The organism is Streptomyces sp. NPDC093064 (assembly GCF_044754605.1).
Lineage (GTDB): Bacteria > Actinomycetota > Actinomycetes > Streptomycetales > Streptomycetaceae > Streptomyces.
In genome coordinates this window covers 1-16293 of record NZ_JBIVPK010000092.1, presented here as the reverse complement: position 1 = coordinate 16293, position 16293 = coordinate 1, and the positions used below count along the sequence as shown (strand labels likewise).

General features: G+C 69.1%; 12 protein-coding genes and 4 pseudogenes. 12 read left to right on the top strand and 4 right to left on the bottom strand.

The window, feature by feature from the left end; genetic code table 11:
- The coding region (locus ACIQFZ_RS41795) for a hypothetical protein (RefSeq protein ID WP_402693808.1) at positions 1-193 on the bottom strand (193 nt) is incomplete at its 3' end.
- Positions 194-390: 197 nt separating this feature from the next.
- On the opposite strand from ACIQFZ_RS41795, the gene ACIQFZ_RS41790 reads away from it, so the two are divergent.
- Positions 391-1458, top strand: a complete 1068-nt coding sequence (locus tag ACIQFZ_RS41790) for a hypothetical protein (protein ID WP_383060023.1) — start codon at positions 391-393, stop codon at positions 1456-1458.
- A gap of 50 nt (positions 1459-1508) precedes the next feature.
- Here the strand turns inward: ACIQFZ_RS41790 and ACIQFZ_RS41785 are convergent.
- Positions 1509-1771, bottom strand: a pseudogene (locus ACIQFZ_RS41785) (transposase); the annotation flags it as partial.
- Between the two features lie 402 nt (positions 1772-2173).
- Here ACIQFZ_RS41785 and ACIQFZ_RS41780 point away from each other — a divergent pair.
- Together ACIQFZ_RS41780 and ACIQFZ_RS41775 are read left to right on the top strand one after the other, a co-directional pair.
- Positions 2174-6739, top strand: coding sequence for a carboxypeptidase regulatory-like domain-containing protein (locus ACIQFZ_RS41780; protein ID WP_365427713.1), 4566 nt, complete (start codon positions 2174-2176; stop codon positions 6737-6739).
- Positions 6740-7087: 348 nt separating this feature from the next.
- Positions 7088-7699, top strand: a complete 612-nt coding sequence (locus ACIQFZ_RS41775) for a hypothetical protein (protein WP_402693807.1) — start codon at positions 7088-7090, stop codon at positions 7697-7699.
- 152 nt (positions 7700-7851) lie between these two features.
- On the opposite strand, the gene ACIQFZ_RS41770 is transcribed toward ACIQFZ_RS41775, so the two are convergent.
- Entirely contained in the window at positions 7852-8265 is a 414-nt protein-coding gene (locus ACIQFZ_RS41770; protein WP_402693806.1) for a transposase, read from the bottom strand.
- A gap of 98 nt (positions 8266-8363) precedes the next feature.
- Positions 8364-9638 carry a hypothetical protein gene (locus ACIQFZ_RS41765; RefSeq protein WP_402693805.1) on the bottom strand — a complete coding sequence of 425 codons (1275 nt, stop codon included), beginning with the start codon at positions 9636-9638 and terminating at the stop codon, positions 8364-8366.
- Between the two features lie 143 nt (positions 9639-9781).
- Here ACIQFZ_RS41765 and ACIQFZ_RS41760 point away from each other — a divergent pair.
- The 9 genes and pseudogenes from ACIQFZ_RS41760 to ACIQFZ_RS41720 form a co-directional block, all read left to right on the top strand.
- A pseudogene (locus ACIQFZ_RS41760) lies at positions 9782-9996 on the top strand (DUF6204 family protein); the annotation flags it as partial.
- 235 nt (positions 9997-10231) lie between these two features.
- Entirely contained in the window at positions 10232-10687 is a 456-nt protein-coding gene (locus tag ACIQFZ_RS41755; protein ID WP_402693804.1) for a MarR family winged helix-turn-helix transcriptional regulator, read from the top strand.
- A gap of 51 nt (positions 10688-10738) precedes the next feature.
- Complete coding sequence (locus ACIQFZ_RS41750; protein ID WP_402693803.1) at positions 10739-11749, top strand: ABC transporter ATP-binding protein; 1011 nt, start codon at positions 10739-10741, stop codon at positions 11747-11749.
- Positions 11746-12585, top strand: a complete 840-nt coding sequence (locus ACIQFZ_RS41745) for an ABC transporter permease (RefSeq protein ID WP_402693802.1) — start codon at positions 11746-11748, stop codon at positions 12583-12585. The genes ACIQFZ_RS41750 and ACIQFZ_RS41745 overlap by 4 nt, the downstream gene beginning before the upstream one ends.
- A gap of 60 nt (positions 12586-12645) precedes the next feature.
- Positions 12646-12876, top strand: a pseudogene (locus ACIQFZ_RS41740) (phosphate transport system regulatory protein PhoU); the annotation flags it as partial.
- Positions 12877-13074: pseudogene (locus ACIQFZ_RS41735) on the top strand (hypothetical protein); the annotation flags it as partial. It abuts the pseudogene before it with no gap.
- Between the two features lie 347 nt (positions 13075-13421).
- Positions 13422-13997, top strand: coding sequence for a winged helix-turn-helix domain-containing protein (locus tag ACIQFZ_RS41730; RefSeq protein ID WP_365434740.1), 576 nt, complete (start codon positions 13422-13424; stop codon positions 13995-13997).
- The gene (locus tag ACIQFZ_RS41725) at positions 13994-15235 is read left to right on the top strand and encodes an MFS transporter (protein WP_402693801.1); all 1242 of its coding nucleotides are present in this window, start codon (positions 13994-13996) and stop codon (positions 15233-15235) included. Before ACIQFZ_RS41730 ends, ACIQFZ_RS41725 begins: the two co-directional genes overlap by 4 nt.
- Before the next feature lie 388 nt (positions 15236-15623).
- A complete protein-coding gene (locus ACIQFZ_RS41720) occupies positions 15624-16073 on the top strand; it encodes a hypothetical protein (RefSeq protein ID WP_376653093.1) in 450 nt (149 codons plus the stop codon).
- The last annotated feature ends 220 nt before the right edge of the window (positions 16074-16293 follow it).

The window sequence follows — 16293 nt, the reverse complement described above, 5'->3', positions numbered from 1 at the left end:
ATACTCCCTGCCCGAACGGCCAGATCATCTCGGCCACCGCCAGCGGCAACCCCGAAACGATCAGCCCGGAATCAAGCCGGTGGATTCGGGCTGAGCGATCAGAACACAGCATGAGACACCGTGCGAAGTGCAGGTCGCAGCATCGCTGCAGGACACGGACGCTGAGATCCCACAGAGCGGTCGGATTGATCACCGACTTCGTCCACACCAGTCAGAGATCATTTACGGGACAAGCCTTGGGTCGTTTCTCTCGGATCACTTTGCTGACCCGATGCCGATGGCGGCGAGGTGATCCGAAAGAAGCACCCTACGAGTCGTTCCAAATCCCGGTGGATTCTCCGCTGCGGGCGAGGCACAATCCCCAGGGAATCGGGGCGAGGGGGAGCTTGTTTGGACGTGTTCGTGTGTGCCGAGTGCGGCACGGAGCTGACGGCGCCGGTGTCCCGGGTCGCCCTCCCCGTCCACACCCACCACGGGGGGTGGGAGGAACTCCACCCTCCGCTGATGGAGCCCGCGACGTACGCCGTCGACCCCCAGCCCACCGGACCGCCCTGGCGGCTGTGGGAGGAGGTCGGAGCGGACGCGGCTGCTCGGCAGGGCGTGTTCGCGCCGGCGTACTCCGTCTCCTTCGGCGCGCGGAACAGGATCGTCATCGCCCCCGGCGACTCCCGGTCCATGACCCTGATCCCCGACAAGTGCGAAGGCTACTGCCAGGGTGTGGATGGCCGGGCCGGTCCCAACCTGGCGTGCGAGGGGTGCGGGCGGCCCGCGGCAACCCGCATGGACGACTGCGGATTGTGGCAGACGGTGTGGTTTGAGCCCGACGCGGTCGTACGCCGCCCCTCGGGACTCTCGGCCGGTCCGCCTCCCGACTGGGACGATCTGGAACGCGCTGAGCATCGCGTCCCACCCGTCGAACCCGACGGGTCGTGGAGCCGTCGCTGGGAGGCGGCGGTCGGAGTCGCACTGGCCCATCTCGTGGCGGTCACCGAGGACCGCCCGGTGAACCTCCCCGTCGGTCGCGTCGCCGAGTTGCTCGGCCACGCCGTCGGCCGGTATCTCCCCGCCGGGCCCGGGGCCCGGTCCGTGGGGCTGGCCGGTCCGGTGATCCACGTGCCCCGGCCCCGTCCTGACGTCCTCCTCGTCCCCCGCCACCCCCTCACGGGGGCGCCCTGGCGTCCGCCAGGCGATGAGGGAGCTGTAGTACCGCTGGACAGCGGGGTCTGGGCGTACCTCGCCCACCCTGGCGAGACCTCGCCGATGCCCGCGACCGGGGTCCTCCCAGAGGGCGTCCTGCGCGACGACTACCCCCTGCCTCCGCGCCCCTGGTACCCGCTGACGCCCCACCACCGCGCCTTCGAGGACACCCTGGTCCGGCTACCCGCCGTACGCGCCCCCCGGCTGGGCAGGTATCGCGACGCGTACCGCCAGGCCGTTTCGCCTGCATCAGCGGGCTGACCAGAGGAGGATGCCTGACGTGGAGGCCGGCCAGGTAGATGGTGCCGGTTCTTTTCGTAGCGGGTGGCGATCCCTCGCCATTGCCTGGGGCGGGTGATGCACCGCTCGACCGTATTGCGCTGCTTGTACGCCTCATGATCGAAAGTGGGAGGGCGCCCGACCCGGCTGCCTCGCCGCAAGCGGTGGGTGCTCCGGTTCCGCCCGGATCGGGATGACCGCCCGGATACGACGGCTGCGCAGGTACTCGCGGATCGCGCGCGACGAGTGGGGCGTTGTCCGCCAGGACCATATCCGGCCGGGTGCGGGGCCTTCCCCGTCGACGGGGGTCGCAGGGTGCCGCTCGGGATGGCCCTGCTCAGCCCAGCGCGGCGGTACGGAGTTCACGGCGGAGGGCGTGGCAGGCGTCCTGCGCGAGGCGTGCCTCGGCCGGCGGGACTGAGCAGGCCGGCGACATGGTGATCGATTCCGCGCCGGGCTGATGCGGGCCAGGCTCGCCCTCACCCGTGGCGGCTGTCAACGACTGAGGCAGATGAGGCCGGACTCTGGCTCCACGCATGTCCGAAAATCACTCTACTCGGCAGACGTTACGTTCTCTTTACTGTTGCGGACACGTCACCCGGGACCGGCCCGGACGACACATACGAACCCCAGTGGCACAAACCCCCCACGTGGTCTGAGACATCCCTGGTTTGCCTCGGCAAGGAGGAAATGTCCCATGCGACGTACACGACGAAGAACGCTACGAGCGGGACTGGTGGCAGTCCTGGCCATGTTGGCCCTGCTCGTCGGTGGCCTACCAGCCACGGCGAAGCCCGACGACACCGCGCCCGCCGCACCCGCAGCTCAGCCGGCCGCGAAGGCGGACGTACGCGACGCGCTGCAACACGACCTCTCCCCAAAGCTGCGTGACATCCCCGCGAAGCCCGGCGGTACCAAGCGCAGCGACACCAAGCCCTCCGCGCAGCCGGCCCGTTCGCTGGAGCGCGCCGCCGTCAACCCGTCCGCGAAGGAGGGCAGCAGCAAGGTCCAGCGTGGCTTCACCGCCAGCCAAGTACCCGAGTTCAAGGCCAACTTCGAGGGCGTCGGCAACGTCGACGGGGTGCTTCCGCCGGACACCAACGGCGATGTCGGCCCCAACCACTACGTCCAGATGGTCAACCTCCACTACGCCGTGTTCGACAAGAACGGCAACAAACTGCTCGGGCCACTGCCGGGCAATGCGGTCTTCGCCGGCTTCGGCGGACCGTGCGAGACCAGGAACGACGGCGACCCGGTGGTCCTCTACGACGAGACCGCCGATCGTTGGATGATCACCCAGTTCGCCCTGCCGGGCGGATCCGCCGGCAACCACCAGTGCATGGCGATCTCGCAGACCCCGGACCCGACCGGGGCCTTCTACCGGTACGACTTCCTCTACCACCAGACCCGGATGAACGACTACCCGAAGTACGGGATCTGGCCGGACGCCTACTACATGACCACCAACGAGTTCGCGCCGTCCTTTGTCGGCGCCGGAGCGGTGGCCTTCGAACGGGAGAAGATGCTCGCCGGCCAGCCGGCCCGGATGGTGTATTACCACCTCGGTCCGGACTTCGGCGGCCTGCTGCCCGCAGACGCAGAGGGTCAGGCGCCGCCGGCCGGGGCGCCCAACCCGTTCGTCATGTTCGACGACGATGCGTGGGGCACCTCGCCCACCGACCGGCTGCTGATGTGGGACTTCCACGTCGACTGGACCAACCCGGCGAACTCCACCTTCGGCAACAACCTGGCCCCGAACCGGTTCCTGGAGACCGCACCGTTCGACTCGAACATGTGCAACGGCGCCCGGTCCTGCATTCCACAGAAGGACACCTCGGCGCGACTGGACGCGATCTCCGACCGGATGATGTACCGGGCGGCCTACCGCAACTTCGGCGACCACGCCTCCATGGTGCTCAACCACACCGTGGATGTCGGCGGCGACCACGCCGGCGTACGGTGGTACGAACTGCGCAGCAACTCGCCCACCAATTGGGCCATCCATCAGCAGGGCACCTATGCGCCGGACGGCGAGCACCGGTGGATGGGCAGTGCGGCCATGGACGTCAGCGGCAACATAGCCATCGGCTACTCGTCATCGGGCAGCACGTCCTTCCCGTCGATCAAGGTGGCCGGGCGACTCTCCGGTGACCCACTGGGCGAACTGGGGCAGAGCGAGCGGACCCTGATCGCCGGGACCGGCGCACAGACCCACTCGGCGTCCCGCTGGGGCGACTACAGCTCGATGTCGGTGGACCCGACGGACGGCTGCACGTTCTGGTTCACCTCCGAGTACCTGTCCCAGACCAGCTCCGCCAACTGGCAGACCCGCATCGGTGCGATGAAGTTCCCCAACTGCGTGAACGGCCCGCGGGGTGAGGTGACCGGCAAGGTCACCAAGTCCGGTGGCGGCGCGATCGCCGGTGCGACGGTACGCGTCGGCGGTAGCGGCACCATCACCGACGACCAGGGCGGGTACAAGCTGACCCTGCCGGCTGGTCAGCACGAGGTGACCGCTTCGGCATTCGGCTACGCGTCGAAGTCCGAGACGGTGACCGTGCCGGACGGTGGCGCGGTGACGGCGAACTTCGCGCTCGACCCGGTTCCGCTGCGCAAGGTCAGCGGCGTGGTGAAGGACGGCTCCGGGCATGGCTGGCCGCTCTACGCGCGCATCGACGTGGCCGGCAAGCCAGGCGGCCCGGTCTTCACCGACCCGGCGACCGGCGCGTACAGCGTCGATCTGCCGCAGGGGGCCGAGTACGGCCTGACGGTCAAGCCGATGTACCCGTCCTACCAGCAAGGCACGGCGCAAGTCACCGTCAGTGACAGCAACCTGGTGCGGAACTTCGACCTGGCGGTCGAGACCTCCTGCGACGCCACCGGGTACAAGATCGGCTACGGCGAACCGGTCGTCACCGAGCAGTTCGAGTCCGGGGACACTCCGGCCGGCTGGAGCGTGGAGAACACCACCCCCAACGGCGGCTGGAGCTTCTCCGACCCGAAGAACCGGGGCAACCTCACCGGCGGCAGCGGCAAGTACGCCATCGCGGACAGCGACAACGCCGGTTCCGGCAAGCCGATGGACACCGCGCTGATCACCCCGGCGATGGACCTGTCCGCCGTACCGGCACCGGTGCTGCGGTTCAACAGCGACTACCGGGCACTCGGCGGGTTCGCCGACGTCGACGTGAGCGTTGACAACGGCACGACCTGGAAGAACGTGTCGCACTGGACCAGCACCAGCCGGCGTGGTCCGGTGCTGGAGGAGATCCCGGTGCCGCAGGCGGCCGGGAAGTCCGACGTGCGGATCCGGTTCCACTACCAGGCCACCTACGCATGGTGGTGGGAGCTGGACAACGTGTCGATCGTCAACCGGTCCTGCGACCCGATCCCGGGTGGTCTGGTGGTCGGCCGGGTGCTGGACGGCAACACCAGCGCCGGGGTCAACGATGCGACAGTGACCAGTGAGGACAAGCCGGCGGAGAAGGCGGTGACCGGGCCGACTCCGGACGACGCCAAACTCGGCGACGGCTTCTACTGGATGTTCTCGACCCTGACCGGAAATCACCCGTTCACCGGGGCGAAAACACAGTACAAATCGGTCACGTCCACGGTAGATGTGGCGGCTGACCGGGCCACGCGGGCGGACTTCGCGCTCAAGGCGGGCCGGCTGACCATCACCTCGTCATCGGTGGAGGGCAGCCTGACGCTGGGCCAGACCAAGACGGCGACGACGACAATCCGCAACGACGGCACCGCACCGGCCACGTTCGAGCTGTCCGAGCGGGCCGGCAACTCCGACATCCTCGGTACGCATGGCGCGCGCCTGCTGAACCTCCGGGTCAAGGGGGGCGGCGTATCGCCCGCCTGGCGGGGCGACAGCCAGCCTGGTGACGTCCTGGAGCCGTCCCCGTACGCACCGCCGTGGATCAACACGGCCAACTACCCCATCAAGGTCATGGACAACGCCGTGGCCGCATACGACGGAAAGGTGTACTCGGTCGGCGGAACCGACGGCGCCGCCAACCTCGCCAACAGCTACGTGTACGACCCGCCGGCGAACACCTGGACGAAGATCGCCAACATGCCGGCGGCCCTTGAGAAGCCGGCAGCAACGTTCGTCGACGGCAAGCTCTACGTCTTCGGAGGCTGGGACCCGTCGGGCAACACGTCGGCAAAGGTCTACGCCTACGACCCCAGTACCAACGCGTGGGAGACCCGGGCCAGCGTCAACCCGGCCCCGCGGGCCGCGCCCGGCATCGGGGTGGTCGACGGCCAGATCTACCTGGTCGGCGGCTGCGTGGACGGGACCTGCAACAAGTCCAATGTGACCGTCCGGTACAACCCGGGGGCCGACACGTTCACCACGGTCGCCGCGTACCCGGTCGCGGTCGCGTGGCAGGGCTGCGGCGGGATCGACGGCACGCTCTACTGCGCCGGCGGCAACGGGTCGACGACGCTGAAGAGCACGTACGCCTACAACCCGGGCGCGAACGCCTGGACCCAGATGGCCGACCTGCCGGTCGACTTCTGGGGGGTGGCCGCGGACAGCGCGAACGGCCTGCTGTTGGTCTCCACCGGTGTCATCAACAACTCCACCACGGTCACCAACCAGGGCTGGGCGTACGACCCGGCGGCCAACACCTGGTCGGCGCTGCCCAACGCCAACTTCGCCCGCTACCGGGCGGGTGCGGCGTGCGGGTTCGTCAAGGTCGGTGGCTCGACCGGCGGCTTCACCCCGACGCCGGACAGCGAACTGCTGCCCGGTTTCGACCAGTGCGCCACTGTCACCGACGTCCCGTGGCTGTCCGTATCCCCGACCTCGGCGACGCTGGAGCCCGGGCAGAGCATCACGGTGAACGTGACGTTCGAGGCCTCCACGGCGGCGGGGGTGCAGCAGCCCGGCAAGTACACCGCCCAGCTCGGCATCAAGGCGGACACCCCGCCCGTGGCACCGATCGACGTGACGATGACCGTGCAGCCGCCCAAGGACTGGGGCAAGTACACCGGCACCGTGCTCGGCGAGGACGGCAAGGGCGGCACCACTCCGCTGGCCGGAGCGACCATCCAGATCAACGCCGCGGGGACAAGCCACACCCTGCGGACGGCCAAGGACGGCACCTACGCCCTGTGGTTCGACACCCGCCTCAACCCGGTCACCGTGATCGTGTCAAAGGACGACTACAAGCCGGTGACCACCACGGTGAAGCTCAAGAAGGGAGAGACGACGATCGGCAACTTCACGCTGAAGAAGAGCTCGTGACCCTGTCCGCGTGAAGACCACACGGGCCGGTCCCTCGGGACCGGCCCGTGTGCCACGGCCGGATCCTCCCCGGCGACCACCCACCCCTCCCCTCCAGCGCCCACCTGATCACTGCCGCCTGGCCGTCACCCCCATCGTCGTGCTGGACAACAGGCGCGTCGCCGCACTGATCGGGACTACGGGTCGGCGGCGCCACCGACCCACCCGTCATCGCCATCACCCGCGGCATCCAACTCCACCCGCTCGACCTCCTCGGCCCGGAACCCACACACCCCCGCTGGCCACAGACCTGATCCGATTTCACCCTCCGTCAACGTTGAAAGACGGGGTGACTGAGACGATGCCCCGGTGAGCTACTTCTCGAATTCCAGCATCGGTCCTGGTCATGACCGGCGGCATCTCCCGGAGCCCAGGCCGGCCGAGCCCGGTCAGTGGCCGAAGTTGGAGGCCGCACTCGCTGTGGTCAATCGCGACCTGATGGCGACCTTGCCGGATCAAGAAGCACTGATACTGATGGTTGACCCGCCTTGGCGGCCTTCTCCCCCGAGCGGAATCGACAGGGGGCAGGTCTACGTAGCGATGCCCGACGGCCGTTGGCACGGCAATCCGGTGAATGCGTGCGACCTGGAGGAAGGCGACCCGCCAGAGCCGGACGACGCGACGACGGTCCTGACTGTGGTCGCAGATGCGGCCCAGTCGACCATCATGGAGTTGCTCTGGGGGGTCTGGCCGATCTGCTCGGAACACAAGATCGGAATGCACCCTCGTCCCGCAGGGACCACTGACGACTGGGACCAGGGCGAAACGGACGCGGCCGGCCCACCGGTGTGGTGGTGCCGGGGCAGCCGGGACGGTGATTGCCACGACGTCTCCCTGGTGGGCGAGTTGGCCGCCACCCTGCCAGGAAAGCAGCGTCGCGCACTGCGGCGCAGCAAGCGTAAACGAGGTGGCCTCCGATAGCCGCGGGGCCGGACAACTGCGCATTGCCGCCGGAATCCATGGGCAAGGGCGAGCGGTGCGGCCACGCCTACGGCGCGCGGGTTGAGGTGCTGCGGGAGTCAGAACGCTCAGGCGACGGCGGTGCTGAGCGACGCTCCGCTCAGCGGCCTCGGTCAGGTTGTGCCAGAGATGCCACCGGTCCGCGACCCGGCCTGCGGCGCTCCGGCTGTGGCGCCTTCAGCGACGAACGACGCTCGGTCCCGGGAGACGACCTCGACGCCTGGCCGCTGGGCGAGCCAGGCAGCCAGGCTGGATGCCTCCCGATCCGGGAGCAGGTCGATCCGGCAGCGGGTTTCGACGTCCACCAGGACGGTGCCGTAGTGGCGGCCCTTGCGGGTGGCGTACTCATCGACGCCGACCACCCGCGGCGCCGGCACCTCCGGCTCAGGCAGAGTATCGACCAAGCACAACACCGTGCTCCGGCTGACAGCCACGCCGAGGACGGCAGCCGGCCGGCCTCCGGCCCGGCTGGCCAGGGCAAGACCGACTGCGGCCAAGGTGGAGCGCAGCCACTCGGTGCGCTCCATACCTGGGCCCGTCAAGGCCGGCGACTGCTGTCCTTGCCTTGTCGCTGAGGGTTGCAGCGCGCCGACGGCGACTGCGATCCCGGCGCCGATCAGGTCTGTCAGCGTATAGCCGCGAGGAGGGTGTTGAGTTCAGCTTCCTGTTGCGCAGGCGACATCGGCGGGTTCGGGTGGTCGATGCCGAAGGTCTTCAGGACGCGGTCCATCTGGGCGTCGACGGACGTCCAGCCGGTGTTGTCCAGCGGCTGCAGCGAGGCCTGGTCGGCATCCCAGAGATCACGCAGGGACTGGGCAGCGGCGTGGGCCCCGGTCGCATTCCCCGACCGTGCGTCCCTGAGCGAGGTCGATGCGAGTGCCCTCAGTGCGTCGACCTTCGCGGGCGGGAAGTTCTTCACGGCCTGGCCAGGGGCGAGTTGAACGGCGGAGGTGGTGTCGGTCTCCGGCGCCGGGCCGACGTGCGGTTGGCCGTGAGCCCAGACCAGCAGGGCCCCGGTGGCGACGGCGAGGAGGCCGAAGCCGGCCAGCCCGATGCGCTCCCGGTGCGGGTTGGCGGTGACCTGCGGGGGGTGCGTGGCCTCGTAGGTCTCGGTCACGTCGGAGCGCGTCACTGTCAGGTAGATGACGGTCGCGAGGATCAGGCCGAGGAAGATCAGGCTGGTGGTGAAGGTGCCCAGCGCAAGACCGGTGGGGTCGCCCGGGTTCTGAGCGACCTTCGGGGAGGCAAGCCAGTCGCCGATGTTGGCGCCCAGCGGGCGGGTCAAGATGTAGGTGAGCCAGAAGGACAGCACGGGGTTCGCGCCGAACTTCCACAACAGCGTGATCGCCACGATGAGGCCGAGCGGCAACAGGACTGAGACTCCCGGGCTCCAGCCGGTGAGTTCGAGGGTCCAGTCGCCGGTCGCGGTGCCGAGCGCGAAGGTGACGAGGACGGTGAGCCAGTAGAACGACTCACGCGGCAGCGTCGTGACCGAGTGGATCGAGAGGGTGCGCTCGCGCAGCCACCACACGCCGAAGACCACGGCGAGCAGGACCGAGAACACGGCGGAGCTGATCCACAGCGGCACGTTGAGCTGGTCGGTCAAGATGTCGGTGTACAGCGTGCCCGTGACGCTGACAACGACCACGGTGAGCCAGTACGGGAATGGGACGTACCGCTTCAGCCGCAGCTGGACGCCCAGAACCACCACGAAGACCGCGGTGAAGATCCAGGCCGTGTTTACCAGGCCGACGCCCAGCTGCGTGTTGATCCAGTCGGCGAAACTCTCACCGACGGTCGTGCACAGGATCTTGATCACCCAGAACCAGACGGTGACCTCGGGAACCTTGTTCAGCAGGAGCCGCCGGCTGCGCGTGCGTGCCTCGGTTGTCGTTGTCATGCAACGAGGTTGGCTCGACCAACCTGTACACAACCTGACTACGAGGTCGCCTGCGGCGTGGGGAATATCACCTCGACGTGACCGTGACCATCCGCGATCGCACGGGCTTCCACTCCAGCGGACGCGGCACGACGCCCCTGACGGCGCGATCCGCCTTCACTTTCCGTTTCCTGGATGCCGGGGAGGAAGAGGAGGTCATCCTGGAGGCGTCCGAACGCGCTGAAGAGGCGGCGAAGGCGTGGCTGAGCGAGCGCGGCTACGGCACTGCAACAAGAACCTCAGATCCCAGGCCGAGGATCTCTCCCAGGCGCCACTGAGCAAACGGCAGCGCCGCACCGCGGCCCAGAAGAATCTCTGAATCCTCCAGCTGCACGGTCTTCACCCGGCCGTCGAGCGTTCCTCGCCACGCAATCCTGGCCAGGCAGTGCTCATCCCGGTGAGCATCGCAGCGGGGAGACGGTGCTCAGGCCCACACCTCGGTCGCGGGATCCCGGTACCCCAAGCTCCTGTCCAAGGGCTCTGTCCGGCCATCAACTAAACAAATCCTTGAGTGCTCAAGCTTCTGATACGCTTGAGCACTCAAGGTGGTGGCAATGAGTGATGCGCTGGATGCGTCGCTGCGTCTCGTGAGGGCCCAGACGGCCCTGGTGAAGCGGTTCGACGCGAGTCTGGGAGGGCTGCATGGGGTGAGCTTGGCCGACTTCACGATGCTGCTGCGTCTGGGACAGGCGCCCGGCGGCCGGATGCGCCGGGTGGACCTGGCCGAGGCGCTGGGGCTGACTGCCTCCGGGGTGACCCGGGGGCTGGCCCCGCTGGAGCGAATCGGGCTGGTGACGCGCGAGACGGACGCCCGTGACGGCCGGGTGGCCTACGCGGCACTGACCGACACCGGCCGCGCACGTCTGACGGACATGCTCTCCACGGCCGAGCAGATCGCCGCCGAGATCTTCGCCGCGCCCCCGTGGAGCAAGGAGGACATCGGCCGGCTGTCTGGCCTGCTGACCCACCTGGGCGGCACCGGCCTGCCCGGCCACACCCTCGCCCCATAACCCCCGGCACGCCTCCCGACGGATGCCTCATCCGCACCTTGGAGCACCCACATGAATCCAACCCCCGCCCCCGCACCGCCCCTCGCCCCGGCCGCCACCACGGCCCACGCCCCGACAGCCATCCGTACGGAGGGCCTGCGTAAGGTCTATCCGCGCGCGCAGGGCGGCCTTGTCGCCCTGGACGGCCTGGACCTCACGGTCCACCAGGGAGAGTTCTTCGGCCTGCTCGGCACCAACGGCGCCGGCAAGTCCACCACCATCGGCATGCTCACCACCCTGGTCGCGCCCAGCGCCGGAAAGGCGTGGGTCGCCGGGTACGAGGTGAGTGCCGACCCGGTCGGCGTGAAGTCCCGCATCGGTGTGGTCTCCCAGGCCAACACCCTGGACCGCGCGCTCACCGTCGCGGACAACCTCGCCTTCCGCGGCCGCTACTTCGGCATGCCCGCCCCGGCTGCCCGCCGCCGCGCGCTCGAACTGCTGGAGCAGTTCGGCCTCGCCGACAAGGCCGGCGCCAAAACCCACCAGCTCTCCGGCGGTCAGGCCCGCCGCGTCATGATCGGCCGGGCCCTGATGCACCTGCCGGAGGTGCTCTTCCTCGACGAACCCACCGCGGGCGTCGACCCGCAGGCGCGCGAGGACCTCTGGCGGATCATCGCAAGCCTCCACGAGACCGGCCAGACCGTGGTGCTGACCACCCACTACCTCGACGAGGCCGAGGCCCTGTGCCAGCGCCTGGCCGTCATCGACCACGGGCACCTGCTCGCCTGCGACACCCCCGGGGCGATCAAGGCGTCCAGCGGAGCGCAGACGGTCATCAGCGTCCACTACGACGGCGATGCCACCCCGGCCACCGACACTCTCCACAGCATGCCCGGCGGCGCCCACGACGTGGCCGTCGACGGCCCGACCGTACGGGTTCGCACCGCGCATCCCGACGGCGTCCTGGGCCACCTGCTGCGAATCGGCAGCGCGGCCGGCCTCACCGTCCGCGACGCCACCACCACACCCCCCAGCCTGCAGACCGCCTTCCTCACCCTGACCGGACGTGACTACACGCCATGACCACCGCGAACCCCCTCGCCGCCACCCCCAGCCCACTGTCGTCCCGCCGGGCCGCCTGGCACGCCTACCGCGCGCTGACCACGCGCGACCTCCACGTCCTGGGCCGCAACCTGCCCGCACTGCTCATCCAGGTCGGCCTCCAGCCGCTGCTGTTCACCTTCGCCTTCGCCTACGTCATGCCCAGCATCGGCAGCGGACTGGGCGGCGCGACCTCGTTCTCCACGATCCTGCTGCCCGGCCTGATCGCCAGCACCCTCACGCTGCAGAGCATCATGTCCGTCACCGGGCCCCTGGCCGCCGAACTCGGCCCCGGCCGCGAAATCACCGACCGCGCCCTGGCGCCCCTGCCCGTCTGGGCCCTGGGCCTGCAGAAGATCACCTCATCCGCGATCTTCGGCCTCGTCTCGACCCTCGTCGTCGTCCCGATCGTCTGGCTCGTCCACGCCCCCGGCAACGCGCCCCGAGCCCACATCGACAACTGGCCCCTGCTGCTGACCACACTGGTACTCAGCGCGCTGCTCGCCTCCGCCCTCGGGCTGCTGCTCGGAACCGCGGTCGACGCCTCCGCCTTCGGGCCGCTGCTCGGCCTGCTCCTGGCCGCCGCCACCATGCTGGGCTGCGTCTACTACCCGTGGACCGCTCTGCACCCGATCCGCTGGGTCCAGGTCCTGACCCTGGCCAACCCGCTCGTCTACATGAGCGAGGGCCTCCGCGCCAACCTCACGCCCTCCACCGGCCACATGCCCACCTGGGCCTACCTCACCGCTCTCACCCTCGGCACCGCCGCTCTGGGCTACCTCGCCCTGCGCCGCTTCACCCGGCGAGTGCAGACCTGACTCCGCTCCTGCCGCAGTAAATACCGGAATTACCGCGGCAGCGCCGGAAGGGCCCTGGGGGACAACGACCTGATCCACGAACTGCACCGCTCGATATTCCAGCACCTGATGGACGACCGCCGGCATCACGGAGTAGAGACTGCGGTCGACGTCACCCTGCTCGGCCGCTCCTACGAACGGTTCGCCGACCACGCCGTCTCCGTCACCGGCCACGTGGTCTTCCTGATCACCGGCGAACACGCCGACGATGGGGAATACCGCGTACCTCAGACAACGCCTCTTCACCAGTAGGACGACGGTGTCGAGGCGGCTGAGTACCGGGTGCGGGTGCGCGCCCCGGAGCGCGTACGGCCGGTCGACGGCGTCGACTACGACCAGGTCGTCACCGAGAAGCTGGAGCCGTCGCCGCAGTCCGTGGTCCGGGATGGCCTCGGGGAGCGCCGGCCCTCGGGGTGGGTGCTGCAGAAGCTGCGCCAGCGACCAGGGCCGCCAGTTCGGGCTTGTCGGGGATTGGAAACGAGACGTATGCGCCCCGACCACCACCGACTGGTCGGCCATAGGCCTTTGCGGCGAGGTGACCGTCCGGGAGAAGCCGGACGTTGGACATAGGGGGAGACCCGAGCTCCAGGACACACCGGTAAGAGATGCGCTTCGACTCGCCAAGCTCGGGCTGTCCGCCCGGGTCCAGGCGGCGCGGCTGGCCTGGCAGGTCGGCCTGGTGCCGGTGGACCAGGCGGTGCTGGCGTGAGCGCGTCGCGGAAGCGCCGCAGGAGGGGTTACAGAAGAACTCTTCCGGAAATAGCCTTCCGGACATGGACGCAGAAGGAAAGCGAACCGTGTCCGACGTCAAGACCATGCGGGCACTCGCCCACCCCACCCGGCTGCACCTCTTGGAGCTACTCCGTGAGCGGGGCCGCCTCACCGCCAGCCAGTGCGCCGAACAGCTCGGACTCAGCCCCAAGGTCTGCTCGTACCACCTCAACCAGCTCGCCGAGAACGGCCTGATCGAGGAGGCCGACACCGGCCGCACGGACCGGCGCGTACGGCCCTGGAAGCTGACCTACAACCGAGTCGAGGCCAGTCTGGAACCGACTTCGACCGCCGTCGACGAGGCCCGGGACCAGACCATCCGCCTCTTGCTCAGCCGTCACCACGACCAGGCCCTGGCCTTCGTGGCCGAACTCGGAGGGCTGCCCGACGAATGGCAACGGGCCTGCACGATCACCAGTCGGCGGGTCCGGATGACCAGCGACGAACTGCGCGCCTGGGCCGAGCAGATGGAGTACGTCACCCGCGAGCACGTCGCTCGGGCCGAGCGTCGCGCCCTGGAGGAGTGCCCCCCGGCGCGCCCGGAGGACGAACGCCGGCCTGCACGCCTCATCTGCTACGGATTCCCGGAGGCCACCCAGTGACGACCAGCACCCAAGAGGACCGCCCCAAGTCCGACTCCACCACCATGGCCGATTCGCCGGCCGGCGGCCTGCGGCGCTTCGCCGCCGTCTTCGCTGAGCCGCGCGTCCGCCGGGCGATGATCGGCGCCTTCCTGGCCCGTCTGACCCAGGGGATGTACGCGATGGCGCTGTTGCTCCTGCTCCAGGGGCGGCTGGACAGCTTCGCCGTCGCCGGTGCTGTGGTAGCGGGGTACGGCCTCGCCTCGGCTGCGTTCAGCCCGGCGCTCGGTCGGCTGATCGACCGGCACGGCGCTCGGGTGCTCGTCATCTGCGCCGTCCTGGGCCCCCTGGGCGTGGTCCTCCTGGTGACTGCCGCCATGTACGGCCAGGTCGCCGGGGTGTGGGCCGGGGCGCTGCTGGCCGGCGCCGCGCAGCCGCCGATCTCTTCGACCCTACGTGCGTTCGTGTCGGAGTCCTTCGACCGGGCCGAGACCCGTGCAGCCGCCTACAGTCTCGACGCGATCAGCAGCGAGGTCACCTTCGTCGCCGGACCGGCCATCGTCGGAGCCGCGATCGCTTGGGCGGCACCCGAACTCGCCCTGCTGGGAGGTTCGTTGTTCACGCTTGCCGGCACCTTCCTCTTCCTCGCCGCCCGTCCGTGCGCCGCAGACCGCCGTAGGCAGCCCTCGGCCGACGAGCCCCACGCCCCGCTGCGGTCCAACCGCACAGTCTGGACGATCAGTGCCACCGCCCTGCTCCAGATGCTCGCCATCGGCATGGTCGAGGTCGGCGCCGCCGCCCGCGCCGTCGAGTTGGACAGCCCCGCCAGGACGGGTGTGCTGCTGTCCGCCTGGGCCCTGGGCAGCGTCGCGGGCGGGCTCGGGTACGGAGCCACCTCGTGGGCCTGGCCGATACGGGCCCAGTACGGCTTACTCATGGCGCTCAGCGGCGTCGGCTTCGCCGCCGTCTCCCTGGCCTCCGGTTTCGCCGGGCTGGTGCCGCTGATGTTCATAGCCGGCCTGGCCGTCGCGCCGACGGCCACCGTGGCCGCCTCCGTACTCGGCAACAGCGTCCCGGCCGGCGCCCGGACGGAGGCGTTCACCTGGTTCGCCTCCGCCAACGCCCTGGGCGGCGCGGCCGGCTACCTGCTGGCCGGCTCGCTCGCCGAACTCCTCTCCGCTCGACCGGTCCTGCTGACGGCCGCCGCATTGCTGCTTCTTGGCGCCCCGATCTCCCTGGCCCTCCCCCGGAAGTCTTGAGCTGGCGGCACGTCAGTCTCCCGGAGCCAGCGCGGTCCTGGGCATCCAGGGTGCACGTCGACGCTCGAAGGCGGTGTACGAGACACCAGGCTGACCTCCTCAGCAACGGGCGCGAATCTGAAACCACCGCAGGTCAAGCCGGGGGTAGCAGTCACGCCGGTAAAGCGTGAACGCCTCCCCGCGCCTCGTCCGCACCACGGCGAAGTGCCGCCGGTCGAGCGTGGCCACGCGCAGCGTCTTGACCCGCGACGCTGCCAGGGCACAGCTACGGTGAGCGGTTTACATGGCCAGCCGTCCGCCGACTGCAACTCTCGCCGTTGTGCGCGATGACGCTGCGTGGTGGATCACGGTTGGGTTCGGCCGTTGACCGGGTGTCATGATCGTGCGTATGGGAGCTCTCTTCGGCTACTACGTCGCTGCTGATGACGAAGACGCCGTTCGGGCTGTGGTCCGTGAGGACGGACGGCCGATGGGAACGGGGTATGACTCGTTCGTCGTGAAGGGCGTCGATCCGGTGGTCGAACTGCTGCCGGCCGAGGTGCTCGTTACTGGGCGAACTGCCGATGCTGTCGAGGCTGATCCGCGGCATGGGCATTTGGTCGGGATGGTGGGTGACGGAGAAGTCGTCACGCTGTCGCTTACGGATTCCTTTCGTGACTCCCTCGCCCGTTTCGACCGAAAGCAACTGGGCGAAGGGGCCCGTGGTTGGTCTGCATCGAGCGTTTTCAGCGCTCAGTCGGAGCTGAGTGGGCTCACGGGCTTCTTGGAGGGTCTCGCTGCACTTGCAGAGAGGGCGCTCGTTCGCGGCCACCGGCTGTACTGCTGGGTCAGTGTGTAGTGACGCGGCGTTCAGCCTGCCAACGGGATGCGCTTGCGCAGCAGGTTGAAGCCGGCTCGACCGTACATCCGGCGCTTGATCATCTTGAGGCGGACGAAGATCAACAGGCACGCGGCGTGGATGGACCGCTGAGTAGGCCCGGAGCGCGGTGCCGGGATTGCTCCCGGTCCGTTTCTCCGGACCTCTCGCCGAACCCGCCGTGCGCCTCTCAACGCAACGG